The 12,752-nt window shown below is 49.9% G+C and carries 12 protein-coding genes, 1 pseudogene and 1 riboswitch; of the genes and pseudogenes, 5 read left to right on the top strand and 8 right to left on the bottom strand.

Annotated features, from left to right (window positions below):
• Positions 1 to 83 precede the first annotated feature (83 nt).
• Positions 84 to 2,174, top strand: coding sequence for a transglycosylase domain-containing protein (locus tag JET16_RS15225; protein WP_325176698.1), 2,091 nt, complete (start codon positions 84 to 86; stop codon positions 2,172 to 2,174).
• 162 nt (positions 2,175 to 2,336) lie between these two features.
• On the opposite strand, the gene JET16_RS15220 is transcribed toward JET16_RS15225, so the two are convergent.
• On the bottom strand, positions 2,337 to 2,834 hold the full coding sequence (locus JET16_RS15220; protein ID WP_199617180.1) for a YwhD family protein: 498 nt from the start codon (positions 2,832 to 2,834) through the stop codon (positions 2,337 to 2,339).
• A gap of 128 nt (positions 2,835 to 2,962) precedes the next feature.
• Between JET16_RS15220 and JET16_RS15215 the strand changes: the two genes are divergently transcribed.
• From JET16_RS15215 to JET16_RS31135, 3 genes are all read left to right on the top strand, one after another.
• Complete coding sequence (locus tag JET16_RS15215) at positions 2,963 to 5,026, top strand: M1 family metallopeptidase (RefSeq protein ID WP_233531620.1); 2,064 nt, start codon at positions 2,963 to 2,965, stop codon at positions 5,024 to 5,026.
• A 16-nt stretch (positions 5,027 to 5,042) separates the two neighbouring features.
• Positions 5,043 to 5,855 (top strand): hypothetical protein, encoded by an 813-nt coding sequence (locus tag JET16_RS15210; RefSeq protein ID WP_199617178.1) that lies wholly within the window; start codon positions 5,043 to 5,045, stop codon positions 5,853 to 5,855.
• Positions 5,856 to 6,090: 235 nt separating this feature from the next.
• Positions 6,091 to 6,236, top strand: a riboswitch (cyclic di-AMP (ydaO/yuaA leader).
• 3 nt (positions 6,237 to 6,239) lie between these two features.
• On the top strand, positions 6,240 to 6,887 hold the full coding sequence (locus JET16_RS31135) for a C40 family peptidase (RefSeq protein ID WP_407673151.1): 648 nt from the start codon (positions 6,240 to 6,242) through the stop codon (positions 6,885 to 6,887).
• A 110-nt stretch (positions 6,888 to 6,997) separates the two neighbouring features.
• Here the strand turns inward: JET16_RS31135 and JET16_RS30165 are convergent.
• From JET16_RS30165 to JET16_RS15190, 4 genes and pseudogenes are all read right to left on the bottom strand, one after another.
• Positions 6,998 to 7,087 (bottom strand): annotated as a pseudogene (locus JET16_RS30165) (SDR family oxidoreductase); the annotation flags it as partial.
• 51 nt (positions 7,088 to 7,138) lie between these two features.
• Positions 7,139 to 7,582 carry a DUF5946 family protein gene (locus JET16_RS15200; RefSeq protein WP_199617176.1) on the bottom strand — a complete coding sequence of 148 codons (444 nt, stop codon included), beginning with the start codon at positions 7,580 to 7,582 and terminating at the stop codon, positions 7,139 to 7,141.
• Between the two features lie 198 nt (positions 7,583 to 7,780).
• Positions 7,781 to 8,233 carry a hypothetical protein gene (locus JET16_RS15195; RefSeq protein ID WP_199617175.1) on the bottom strand — a complete coding sequence of 151 codons (453 nt, stop codon included), beginning with the start codon at positions 8,231 to 8,233 and terminating at the stop codon, positions 7,781 to 7,783.
• Positions 8,234 to 8,455: 222 nt separating this feature from the next.
• On the bottom strand, positions 8,456 to 8,962 hold the full coding sequence (locus JET16_RS15190) for a DinB family protein (RefSeq protein WP_199617174.1): 507 nt from the start codon (positions 8,960 to 8,962) through the stop codon (positions 8,456 to 8,458).
• Positions 8,963 to 9,227: 265 nt separating this feature from the next.
• Between JET16_RS15190 and JET16_RS15185 the strand changes: the two genes are divergently transcribed.
• Positions 9,228 to 9,935 (top strand): bleomycin resistance protein, encoded by a 708-nt coding sequence (locus JET16_RS15185; protein WP_199617173.1) that lies wholly within the window; start codon positions 9,228 to 9,230, stop codon positions 9,933 to 9,935.
• On the opposite strand, the gene JET16_RS15180 is transcribed toward JET16_RS15185, so the two are convergent.
• The 3 genes from JET16_RS15180 to JET16_RS15170 form a co-directional block, all read right to left on the bottom strand.
• The gene (locus JET16_RS15180; protein ID WP_199617172.1) at positions 9,932 to 10,522 is read right to left on the bottom strand and encodes a TetR/AcrR family transcriptional regulator; all 591 of its coding nucleotides are present in this window, start codon (positions 10,520 to 10,522) and stop codon (positions 9,932 to 9,934) included. The genes JET16_RS15185 and JET16_RS15180 overlap by 4 nt on opposite strands.
• Before the next feature lie 62 nt (positions 10,523 to 10,584).
• On the bottom strand, positions 10,585 to 11,457 hold the full coding sequence (locus tag JET16_RS15175; RefSeq protein WP_267908703.1) for an alpha/beta fold hydrolase: 873 nt from the start codon (positions 11,455 to 11,457) through the stop codon (positions 10,585 to 10,587).
• Between the two features lie 351 nt (positions 11,458 to 11,808).
• Entirely contained in the window at positions 11,809 to 12,669 is an 861-nt protein-coding gene (locus JET16_RS15170; protein WP_199617171.1) for a sulfurtransferase, read from the bottom strand.
• Positions 12,670 to 12,752 lie beyond the last annotated feature (83 nt).

The following is a 12,752-nucleotide window of genomic DNA, read 5'->3' as shown; positions in this document are numbered from 1 at the left end:
AACCGAATAAAGATGCCGGACGAGTATAGCAACGCCCCCTTTTTTCCATAATGGGAAGTATAGAGCTAAAGGAGGGACCGTCCGTGGAAGAACCGCTGCATAAACCGAATACTACAGTTCGCCCCTCCGACGACAGCCTACGGATCATTCGTTTGGCCCGGCGCGTGAAACGGCTCATAATATTGGCGATAACCGTCGTCGTATTCGCGGTTGTCGGTCTCGCGGGATTCCTGCTTTATTTACGTTCTCAGCCGCTGCCGCCAATCTCTTTCTCGCAGTCTTCCCAGGTGCTCGACGTTAACGGGGAATTGATCGATTCATTCCATGGCGGGCGAAACCGCCACATCGTAACGTTGAAAGACATTTCGCCGCATATGATCCAAGCGACTTTGGCGATTGAAGACCGCCGGTTTTATCAGCACTTCGGCTTCGATCCGATCGGTCTCGCCCGCGCGGTGTGGATCAACTTGCAAAACATGGAGCTCGATCAAGGCGCCAGCACGTTGACTCAGCAGTTGGCTCGCAATTTATTTTTATCCCACGAGCGCACGTTTACCCGGAAGATCAAAGAATTGCTTTATGCCGTCCAACTGGAGATGGAATATACCAAGGACGAAATTTTCGCGATGTATTTGAACCAGATTTACTTCGGACACGGCGCTTACGGCGTGCAAGCGGCTTCGCAAATGTATTTCGGCAAAAACGCGTCCGATCTGACATTGGAAGAAAGCGCGCTTCTGGCGGGTGTCATGAAGAGTTGGAAATACTATTCTCCTTATATGGATATGGAACGAAGCAAGTCCCGGCAGAAGCTTATTCTTGAAACCATGGCGGATCAAGGCCTCGTTACGGCTTCGGAAGCGCAATCGGCTTACGACCGCCGTCTCGATCTGAAGCCGCTTGAGGAAAAGCAGCCTTCCAAAGCGCCGTATTTTCGCGACTATGTAAGATCTGTAGCCGTAGGGAAGCTCGGCATCGACGAGAAACTGTACGACTCCGGGGGCGTTACCGTGTACACGACGCTCGATTTGCGGGCGCAGCAAATCGCCGAAGAGACGATGGCGAAATATTTGGAAAACCATCAAGATCTTCAATCGGCTCTTGTCGCCATCGATCCCCGCAACGGCCACATTCGCGCCATGGTCGGGGGCCGCGACTACGAAAGCAATCAATATAACCGAGTAGTTTCTAATTCCCGGCAGCCCGGATCGTCTTTCAAACCGTTCTTGTATCTGACGGCTTTGCAGCATGAAGGGTTTTCGGCGGCGACCAGGTTTAAAAGCGAGCCGACCGTGTTTACTTATGACGATGGCAGAAAGACATATTCGCCGAAAAATTTCAGGAACAAATACAAGAACGATTACGTCGATTTACGATATGCGATGTCAAGATCGGACAATATTTACGCGGTAAACACGATCCTTCAAGTCGGCGCCGACAAGGTGATCGAAACCGCCCGAAGCTTAGGAATGCGCAGCCCTATGAAGCCGCTGCCTTCTCTCGCGCTGGGCACTTTTCCCGTCAGCCCTTTGGAAATGGCTTCCGCTTTCGGCACGATCGCAAACCAAGGCGTTCGCGTGGAGCCGGTCGTTATTTTGAAAATCGTGGATTCGTACGGGCGGGTCATCTACAGCAGCACCCCGAAAGCGGAACGTGTTGTGGAAGCGAAGTACACATATGTCCTGACCCATCTCATGGAAAGCGTATTTAACGACGGCGGCACCGGCAACCGGGTCGCGAAGCTTGTGAAGCGGCCTGTCGCAGGCAAGACGGGAACAACTGACACGGATGCATGGATGGTAGGATTTACGCCGGAGCTTGCGACGGCCGTATGGGTCGGTCACGATAAGGGGCGCTCCATTTCCTCCGTGGAGGCGCATACGGCATCGCCGATGTTCGCCGAATTTACCGAGAGAACGTTAGAAACCGTCCCGCCGAAATTGTTCGAAGTACCCGACGGCGTAGCCATGGTCTATATCGATCCGGCAACAGGCATGCTGGCGACCGAAGATTGTCCGGAAGCCCGGCTGGAATCGTTCATTGCGGGTACGGAACCGACGCAATATTGCACGGTGCATTCAGGCGATCCGGAGCCATTAAATACGAACGATAACGGCAGCAAGGAGAAGAACAAGGGCTGGTGGGAAGATTTGAAGCGTTGGTGGAACAGTTAAAATGGAGTGGGTATATGCCTACGGCCGCTCATAAAACAGAGAACTTGAAACATCATGCGGTAATATCTCGGTTTTAAAAAGGCGGCACGTAAACTCTTCGGCATACAGCTCTCTCCAATAGTAAATAAAGGCTCCGAGTTATCCTCGGAGCCTTTATCATTTTTATACCTCCAACGCCTTCTTCAACTCTTCGCCGGAATTGTTCCATATTTCCTCATTATAATTCTGCAGACAACGTTTGAGGGCAGCCTTCTCCGCCTCGTTCAAGCCTTCCACCATAATGCGGCGTTTCATCGCGTAATCCATACGGTTCACATGGTCGGCCAATACTTTCCACCCTTTGCGCGCCTCTTCGTCGACAAGCATTTCACATGCGGTTACACCGGCATAACGGGGACCCGCTTCGGCATTCTTGTCAACGGCAACCCATACGATCCAGCACCGGCGTCCGTTCGGAACGTCTTCTTTATTCGAGGAAAATTTTATGCCCCGTTCCACCTTGCTCTTCGCATGCATGGCTCCGAGATCGATGTAAGCTTCGTCTCCGTCGATAATGACCGAGGATACATTGTTTAAATCGATCGCCCCGGCTCCGAAGCCCTTGTGCTCTTTGTTGCTCACCACATTTAAAGCGTTCAACTTTTTCTTTCCTATGTCCATGTCGGCACCTTCTTTTTTCGCGTCATTTTTTCTATAGCTTCATGATAACACATTTATTTTCCGCCAGAAATATTCCGAGACAAGCAGACATATACATGCCTTAGAAGCTTGTCAACGGGGTGAGTGCGATGAAACGATTCATGATAACACATGGCCGGACGACCGTTCTTCTCCTTTTTGCCGTGGCGGTGTTGATAACGGTATGGACCGGCGGCCGGGAGCCTTCCGCCTTCGACGCTGCGGTCATAGCGGATGAAGCGGGTCCGAAACGGGAAGGAAATCAGCAGAAACCGGCCAATCAGGGGAAAAGCGGCAAATCGACGCAAACCGCTCCCCTCAAAGCAATGCCGGAGCCGCCCGCTCCGGAGAAACCGAAGGCGCCGGAACCCCTAAGCAATCGCGTCGTTGAATATCATATCGGCGTGAGACTCGATGCCGGCTCCAAGAAGCTGCTGGGTAATCAAACCGTAACGTGGCGCAATCCGGGCAGCCAGCCTGTGCAGGAGCTATACTTTCATTTGTACCCGAACGCGTTCGAATCGAAACAAAGTACATTTAACCGCGAATCGGGCGGGAAGCTTCGCAACGACGAAGCTTCGGACAAGAGCATCGGATACATGAACGTCACCTCCATCCATACGACGGAAGGGCTCGACCTCACTCATCGGATGCAGTATGCGCAGCCTGACGACGGAAACAAAAACGACCGCTCGCTCATGAAGGTGAGGCTCGCGCGCCCGGTATCCCCGAACGATACGGTGACGCTGAAGATGGGTTTTGAAGTGCAGCTTCCGGAAGTTTACGCACGCATGGGCTACTCCGGCAATTTCGTTATGGCAGGACAATGGTTTCCGAAAGTCGCCGTATATGAGCCTGCCGGACGGCGCGGACGCACGGCGGAAGGCTGGAACGCCCACCAGTATCACGGCAACTCCGAGTTTTACTCCGATTTCGGCATATTCAATGTCAAAATTCAAGTTCCGGAGAAGTATATCGTGGCGGCGACCGGATTCCCGACGAAACCCGCTTCCATTGACAAGAAGACCGGAATGAAAACTTATCACTTCTATGCCGACGACGTCCACGATTTCGCTTGGGCAGGATCCCCCGACTTCGTGTATACCGAGGAACCGTTCTCCGCTCCGAACGTTCCGGGAGTCCGAATCAAGCTGTATCTCGATCCGAAGCATATCGAATTAAAGGATCGCTACATGTACGCAATCAAGAAATCGCTTGAGAACTACAGCTCATGGTACGGAAAATACCCGTACAGCACGCTGTCGGTGGTCGTCCCTCCGGAGGGAGCGGACGGCGCGGGCGGCATGGAGTATCCGACGTTGATTACCGCATGGGCCGCGGACGCCGCCGATGCCGGCTATGAGCTTGAGAAGGTCGTCGTGCACGAGATCGGCCATCAATATTGGTACGGCATGGTTGCCAGCAACGAATTCGAGGAGGCTTGGCTCGACGAAGGATTTACATCCTACGCCGAAGACAAAGTGATGGAAGCGGAATACGGCGTCCCCCCGAACACCTTGGTTGAAGCGAGCTATATGACGAACCCGGCCTCGCTGACAAGCGTATCATGGAACTTCAAGAACCACGACCATTACGCGGACAATGTATACATTCGAGGCAAACTCATCTTGCTGGCTATCGAGAAAGAAATCGGCGAGAAGAAAATGAAACAAGTGATGCGAACTTATTTCACCCGTTGGAAATTCCGCCACCCCGCCACGGGAGACTTCCAGAAGACATTGGAAGACGTGACGAAACGCAGTTGGGCCGAATTTTTCGACCAATTCGTATACGGCGACCTAATGGTGGATTACGCCGTTGAAAGAATCGTTTCGAAGAAAGTGCGCACCGACGGCGTTGAGCGAAATGAGTACCGGGTCGTTGTTTCAAGCCGAAGCGGCCTTCAAGGACCGGTAACCGTCCGCTTCCGGTTCGACGACGGTGCGACGTTAAACGAACAATGGAAAGGCGACCAGAAGAGCGTTGTCTTCACGCTGCCCCCGACCGAATCCAAGCTGCGCTGGGTGGCCGTCGATCCGGAATACGCATCGGTGCTGGAGCACAAACGGATGAACAACTTTATGAAGACGAATGTGAGCGACGAATTGAAAGCAAGATGGAATCTCGGCACGGCAAAATTTATCGAGGCGATCATCGGATCGTTCGTTTGGTAGAGAGGAGGACACCCTTATGTGGTCTTACGCCCGCAGCGGATGGACGGTCGCCCGCAAAAGCTGGTTCCTGTTGTTTCTTCTGTTCTTGTACCAATATATTTGGGGATTTATCTTATTCAACTACGTAAAATCCACCGTCGAACCGCTTCTTCACCGGTATCCCGGGGAGGAGCTGCCTGAAGCGGCAAATCGACTGTTTCTGCTCGAATCTCAATTCCAGTTGATGAAGACGGATGCAGTCATGCCTTTCGTCTGGGCGTTCCTGTTTTTCGCGCTGACGCGAATGGCGTTGACGCCCATCATCAACAGCGGCCTGTTCTCGGCATTGCACCGCCGGTCGGAAACGAAACCGCGCATCGCTTTCTTCCAAGGAGTGAAACGATACGCCAAACCGTTCCTTCTTCTCTACCTGCTGCAGACGGTTCTCACGTTCGCACCGCTCATATGGCTTATTCCCAAGGCGATCGAATCCGTGACCGGTGCATTAGATTGGCAAACCGCGGCTCTCGGATTCATACCTTACGCAATCGGTTGGCTTGCCTATCAAGGTTTGCTTGAATTGTTGTTCATGTACGTCGGCTTCGGTATCGTATCGGGACGCAACGGTTTGCTTTCGCTCGGAACGTTCCTGCGCCACTGCCTCCCCATTATCGGGCTTGCGCTTTTGCTATTTGCGGTCACCGGAGGGATCGGACTGATAACTACCGCCGCATCTCTTTGGTGGGCCGGCTTTGCGGCGGTTCTCGTCCATCAGTCGTACCCGCTGGTTAAAGCGCTGTTCAAACTATGGGGAATCGCCTCTCAATATCAATTTTGGGCGTCGAAGTGATGACCGGAGAAAAATAAGAATACTTATTAAGGGGAGAATACGATTCTTCCCTTTTTCTTTTTTCCCCGCTCAACCGGTATCCCTCCGTAACATGTTCGATCGAGTAAATCTCCGAACAATTTTACCCGAACGACAATAACCCGCCTCTTTTTTGTCGCAGCTTTAAAAACCATGTCAGAATAAGTTGCTAAAATAGGAGGATTTCGCCGAAACGCGTCGAATTGTATTCAGCGGAAAAAAATACGCGCCTAAACATCCGGACGTGCAAAGCCGGATTACGGGGGAACCAATTTTGGGTGAATTGATCTCGCATCAGAGGGATCATAGGGAACCTTCGACCGAACCCTTAAGCTAACCTCGTCGGCGTCGGAAGGAGTTCGACAATTGAAGAAAGCCAGCATTGCTCTGCTTGCGGCGGGAATCGCTTTTGGTTCGATGGCCGGCACGGCTATGGCCGCAACGACGCTTGAACGCACTGTGGACAGCGTAATCGGCGTAGACTACCGTTGGGGCGGAACCACGACGGACGGATTTGATTGTTCCGGTTTCACTTCGTACATCTTCAAGAAGCTGGGAGTTGATCTCCCTCATCAATCGAAAGCTCAAGCGAAGATGGGCGTTAAAGTCGGACGAGACGAGTTACGACCCGGCGATCTTGTATTTTTTAATACAAGCGGCAGCGGAATTTCCCACGTTGGCATCTACATGGGTAACGATGAAATTGCGCATTCTTCCAGCAAGCATGGAGTCCGCATCAGCAGCATGAGCGACTCTTATTACACGAAACGCTACGTAACGGCGCGGCGTATACTCGGATCCGAAGCGTATGCGAAATTTGCAACGGAAGCTCCGAAAGTAGTTGAATCCGCCAAGGAAGCGGCTGCTGCGAAAGAAAAAGCGCCTGCTCCGGTTGTAGTTACGGTTACCAATCCCGCCGATCCTGTTGCGTCAGCTACCGAAGAGGCGGAGCTTGCAGCCGAAGAAGCACAGGAGAATGCGGTACAAGAAGAAACCGCACCTCTTGCTGAATAGGCAGTAAACCGCTCGAACGAAATCAAAGATTATATTACGAAAGCCACCTGTGTCAGGTGGCTTTCGGCATGTTACAGTAAGACAATATCAATTGTACAGACCAGCTAATCCTAGAAGCCTCCGGTTGAATGAATGATTTGGCCGGTTATCCACTGTGAATCGTCACTGGCCAGAAATCCGATCAACTTCGCCGCATCTTCAATCAACAGTGCAGAGGCCGGACACCTCAAAAAGGTACATCTCGGGCTGTTCTACGTATACAGCATAGCTCCCATTTCTTCCAGCGTGACGCGGCCCCATTGCTTCACCAACAGGCAGTATGTTTCAGCATCCTGCATTTGCTGAGCCACATCGGATATGGTCATGGACCAAGCCACTTTGGGGAGCGGCGGCGCATCTGCCGGTCTTCTGGGATTCCATTTGCGATCGGCAGCGGCTATTTCTTCAGCGGCAATTTGGCGAAGTTCCGTGCCTGTGAGGTCGTTCTCAAGGTAAGTTCGCAGCTTCGCTCGCACCCAAACAAGCGCTTCGTCGCTATAGCGCCCATGCTGGGTCATGAAACATGCAACAGTGAGGAAGTGAACCTGACCGTAACCAGGATTGGAAAATTCAAGTGCAAGAAATTCATCAAAGAGCGATTGGCATGTTCTTCCTTCAGGGAGCACCGCACCGCACTCCGTGCAACGTTCCGACATGTTGTCGCCTCCTATCAAATGGGAATGATTTCGACTCCGAAATCAGTCTGCATCCAGACACGATCGGCTGTTAATACCGGGGCATTGAGGCATTAGAAGCGCATGATCGAATATTGCGTGAGCTGGTGGTGCCGGTAGATGGCGGAGAAACTGTCAACGGAGATGAACAATAAATAAGGCCGATAGCGAGGAAAATCGCTATTTCGGCATTATCATCTCGTCAATTAACTTTAACAAAGTGTCGTTTTTTGAACTTAAGATTTTATATTTTTTCTTACTGTTCCTAACATCTACGACTACATATCCACTATCATTTATAACAATTGAATAATTGTTCGAATTATGAACTATTACAATATCATATGCGTCTGCTTGACTTTGAATGTTCGTCTCACCAAAAACCCTTCGGTACTTGGTCATCTCTAATAAATTTATAAAATATTCCACTTCTTTTCCTTTAATTTCAGCATTTACAAACTCAATATCTTTCTTTTCATCAAATCTCACACTGAAAACTATTCTTTCTACATTTTCCAATTCAAGAAATACGTTATTTGCATTTAATGGGCGAAAATAATACATTGTGCCAACTATCGATATGAAACAGAGAAGAAATATAAGGATGCGTATGTACTTATTCTTCTTGGTCAATATTCATTCTCATCCCTTCTATATTAGGATGGAATGAGAATGCGGCCGCCTTCTCCAAGTTTCACCGGTGTTTGTTCCATACATGCGTCTCCTCTCCTTCAAGTTGCCAACTCGCGAACGGAATGTCATCAAAATAATCTCATGCCACAATTGGATATGCAATGAGATAAACTTGAAGACGGGCAATTGTACAGAAGCGGAGTTTCTAACCCCTTACCGGCATCAAACCGCATCCCGGTTCACTGCCACAACCCAACGGGTACCGCTAACACCGTTATCCTTTAATCTTTCTACTAGTTGTCCGGTATGATGCTGAAGATGTCTGATTGAATACAGATGCAATTCCATTCTGTTAAACGGCAGCCAGTCAAATCCGGAATTTGCGTTCAAATCATCTTGATCGATTCGGCTGACCGACTCCGCTTTTATCTTCTCTATATATTCATTAAGTTCAGCTCTCGAATAGCTTTGTTCGATTTTCGGAGTATAGTGCGGCGGCCAAGGAACCGGCCCCAAGAATTGATACTCGTTTCTTGCTTTATCCCAGCTCTTGAACCGGTCCATAGAAGGGCTTAAATAAAGATCAGTAAAATATAATGCATGATACACAATGTGCCAGTATTTATTCTCGTGCTCTTCATTGTCCCAAAGCTCATCAGGACAGTTATTGACAGCGTTTTGCAACATTGCAATCGAAGATAATAGTTGAGAGATAATAACCTTCTTCATAAACCAATTCTCACCTCAGCTATGGATTTTGTATGGTGCTTACAGCGCAAACAATACCGCACGAATGTTCGCTTGTAAAGCGGTCGGCGAGAAATTGTTGCAGCAACCTATAACATTATCATTAAAGCATATGACGGGTATTTATCTTAAATACGAGGATTGATCCATTAAACATTAGCATTTGCATTAGTGTTGTACGATAAGGTGGAAAGCTAAATTCACTAGTGAATGAATGAGAGTCACTTTAAACGTGGAGGTCGGTAACTTGCCAACAAATCGGATCGGGACGGCAATTCCTATTTTCCCTTGCAGATCCATTGACGAACAGTTGGATTTCTATCAAGCATTAGGTTTTGAAGTAACTTATCGGCAAGCCAAACCGAACTTATACGCTTGCGTCCGTCATCGTATTGCGGAACTGCATTTTTTTGTACTTAAGCAATTGGAACCATCCAACTCTTACAGCATGTGCTACATTAACGTTCCAGATGTGGATGCCGTGTTCAGGGAATTTTGCGAAAATTTGAAAACGACATATCAAAAGATTCCCTCCCAGGGATTCCCGAAAATAACCAAACCCAACAACTTAACGGAAGACCGCAGGTTTAACCTCGTCGATCCTGCCGGAAATCGCTTGTTGGTTGGGCAAAAGCACGCCTATACAAATCCCGAGCACCGGTCAAGGTTTGCAAATGCGTTCGAAACTGCCTACCGGTTGGCGTATGCGAAAGACGAACCCGCAGCCGCAGCCAAGGTGCTGGATCTTGTTCTTTCGAAAGCTGCCGGCGAAGAAGTATCGGCAATTCTTCGCTTTAAAGCTTTTGTATTACGTGCCGATATCGCCGCCTCAATGGACGAGATAAATCTCGCGAAAGCTTTTATTAAAGAAGCGGATAATTTGCTGCCTGATCAAGACCTTGAAGGTGTGCAGGAGGAAATCGAAAGATTGGATGAACTTAAAAGTCTAAGTTAATTTGTCAAAACGCGCATTAAGAAATCCACATTCGGCAGCCCGTGCTCTTCCTGCCAAGCTTCCTCCATAATGAGGGAATTGACGGTATATATGTACCAGGACAACAGCTTCAGAGGGTCCCCCGCGGAGAATTCTCCAGCTTGCTGACCTTTGATAAAAACCGGAACCAGCCGATTAAGTAATCCGTCGACAGGATTTTGTTCAAGAATTCGCGCTGCCTTCTCAGGGATTACTTCCGCCTTGCGTGCTCTTAGAATGAACATGAAAGCATACTTGTTGTTCTCGTCAAGCATTCTTTCGGTCAATGCTTTGATTTGTTCATAGGGCGATCCAGGCAAGTATTGAATGTTCTCGGTTTCTTTCGTCGCTTCTTCAATTAATTCCTGAACAAGTGTGGTGAAAAGTTCGTCTTTGGATTTAAAGTAGCGGAATATTAATCCTTCACTGATTCCCGCTTCCGCAGCGATCATGCTCGTTTTCGTTCCTGCATATCCGCGACGGGCGAATATTTTGAGCGCCGCTTGCTTAATTTGCTCTTTTCGTTCGTCGCGGAGCTGATCCAGCTGTTGTTTGTTTAATGGTGACAATGAGCTTCAATCCCCGATTCTTTGAAGATGTTATCCCTCATTGTATCATGAATTTTCCGAATTTATCGCTTATGCGACAGGTTTGCCGCATCCGCCGTTAGCGGGCGTACCCGCTTGATGAGTTCTTCCAGGAATTGTTCGGACCGGGCAAAACACGCAAGGTGGCCGGCATTCCGAATCAGTACAAATTCTTTGTATGGAGCTTCAATCTTATCGTAATATTCTTTAGCCGTTACAGTTGGCGTTATGATATCTCTATCGCCGTGAAAAACAAAGAAGGGCAGTTCAAAGTGATATCCAACCTTGTCGAAGTCAAAATTCATTAATTCGCCAAACAAGTGATCGAGAGAGAAACTCATCCCTTTGAAGATGTCTATGATATCGCTCATTTTGTGTTCCGGGGATGAGAGCATAGACGGCAAGAAGAGGTCCATAATCATGTTAGGCACATCCCTAATTGCCTTTACCATAAATTGATTTCTCTTTTCGAAATCATTGCGGTTCCATCGGGATGGATCCGGCCCCATTTTCTCAACTAATCGAACTGCTTTTGAATTGCCGGCAGCGCGGAAAGCGTCCATCGTCAAACCGTACGTAAGATGCCGAGGATCCGGAGCATTCTGGTCTGTACCTACATAGGCATGAAAAAGGTCTGGACGCTGTTTCGCCATCATTATTCCGGTCAGGCTGCCTACGGAACTGCCGACGAGAACAACTTTTTGATGGAGTTTGCTGCATAGGTATTCCGCTAGTTCTACCCCGTCTTGAACGAGGCGGTTGAAGGTGATGGCTCCGCTTCCTTCCTTTCCGTTCCTGGCGTACGTCTTGCCCGCACCTCGCTGATCCCATTGAACGATTGTAAAATGTTTCTCCCAAGAACGTAACAACGGGCTGAAAACGGAGTACGTGGAAGCAGGTCCGCCATGGATAAGCAGTAAAACGGGATTATTATGATCCTCTCCTCGTATCGTTACCCACTGGTCGATGCCTCCGATTTTAACGTAACGGCTTTCAACGATACGATTTGGCGAATTGATATGAAGTATCTTCGCATTATTACGCTGATTTCACCTCTGCTTCATGATCATCCCCTTTTTTTTGCGCCAGCTTTCTACCGGTAACCACAGTATAAAAGATTACGTCACGTCACGTTCAAGTGTTTATTTAAATTATTCTTGGAATCGTTCGCTGCGCAGCAGCAGAGCAACCCAAAGAGGGCTGTAACAGCTTGTCTATCGACAAACTGTCACAGCCCCCAAACCCGCGTCCGACACGGCTTCTCGCTCTTACTCGTCCCCCGCCGCCGCAATCGGGTTCCCGTCGTTCGAAATCCAATCGCTCCAGCTTCCCGCGTACAGCTTCACGTTCCTGAATCCCGCTTCGCGCAGCATGAGCACGTTCGGGCACGCCGTTACGCCCGAACCGCAATACACGATAATTTCCTCCGCCCCTTGGAGCGGCTCGAACCGTTCCAGCTGCGCCTTCAGCGGGCGGAAACGGCCCTCCGGATCGAGGTTCGCCTTCCAGAACGAATGCCGCGCACCGGGAATGTGTCCCGCTTTCTTGTCGAGCGGCTCGACCGTTCCGCGGAATCTTGCCTCTTCGCGCGAGTCAAGAAGCACCGTTTGCCCCGATGCGATGCGATCCTTCCGATTCTTGATATCCTCAGCCGTAACGAGCAGCTCCGGCCGAAGACGAGGCACGAATTGTCCGGCATCGGCAGGTTCTCCCGGCAGCTCCGCAGTCACCGGGTATCCCGCCGCCTTCCATGCGGCCAAACCGCCGTTCAGCACGTAAGCTTCATCATGCCCCATATATGTAAGCAGCCACCAAAGCCGCGAAGCCATGGCGCCGCCTTGATCGTCGTATCCGATTACGGCCTTTCCTTCGGTGACGCCCAACCGGGTCAGCTTTGCGGCCAACTCCGCCACATCGGGCAGCGGATGGCGTCCGCCTTGGCCGTCGGCGCGTTTGGGCGAGGACAGGTCCTGTTCCAAATCAAGATAAAAAGCGCCGGGAATGTGTTCTTGGATATACGCGTCTCTTCCCGATTGAGGAACTCCAAGCGCGAACCGGCAATCGATGACGATGCCGTCCCCGTCTTTCAGGCGCGAATATAAACGTTCCGGATTAATGATATGACGCATTGACGTCCATCCTTTCCATTCCCGCTTTTCCAACAAAAAGTAACTTAAGCATACCAGAACGACGCTCATGTGAGAAGAGCGGG

The organism is Paenibacillus alkalitolerans, assembly GCF_016482785.1.
GTDB classification, from domain to species: domain Bacteria; phylum Bacillota; class Bacilli; order Paenibacillales; family YIM-B00363; genus Paenibacillus_AE; species Paenibacillus_AE alkalitolerans.
Note: the sequence above shows the minus strand (reverse complement) of the source record. Positions and strands in the feature narration are given on the sequence as shown.

What these genes read in the sequence shown, in the direction of transcription:
- JET16_RS15220 (WP_199617180.1), bottom strand. Translation starts at nt 2,834, where the DNA reads ATGGACATAGGAAAGAAAAAGTTGAACGCTTTAAATGTGGTGAGCAAC.
- JET16_RS15215 (WP_233531620.1), top strand. Translation starts at nt 2,963, where the DNA reads ATGAAACGATTCATGATAACACATGGCCGGACGACCGTTCTTCTCCTT.
- JET16_RS15210 (WP_199617178.1), top strand. Translation starts at nt 5,043, where the DNA reads ATGTGGTCTTACGCCCGCAGCGGATGGACGGTCGCCCGCAAAAGCTGG.
- JET16_RS15200 (WP_199617176.1), bottom strand. Translation starts at nt 7,582, where the DNA reads ATGTCGGAACGTTGCACGGAGTGCGGTGCGGTGCTCCCTGAAGGAAGA.
- JET16_RS15190 (WP_199617174.1), bottom strand. Translation starts at nt 8,962, where the DNA reads ATGAAGAAGGTTATTATCTCTCAACTATTATCTTCGATTGCAATGTTG.
- JET16_RS15170 (WP_199617171.1), bottom strand. Translation starts at nt 12,669, where the DNA reads ATGCGTCATATCATTAATCCGGAACGTTTATATTCGCGCCTGAAAGAC.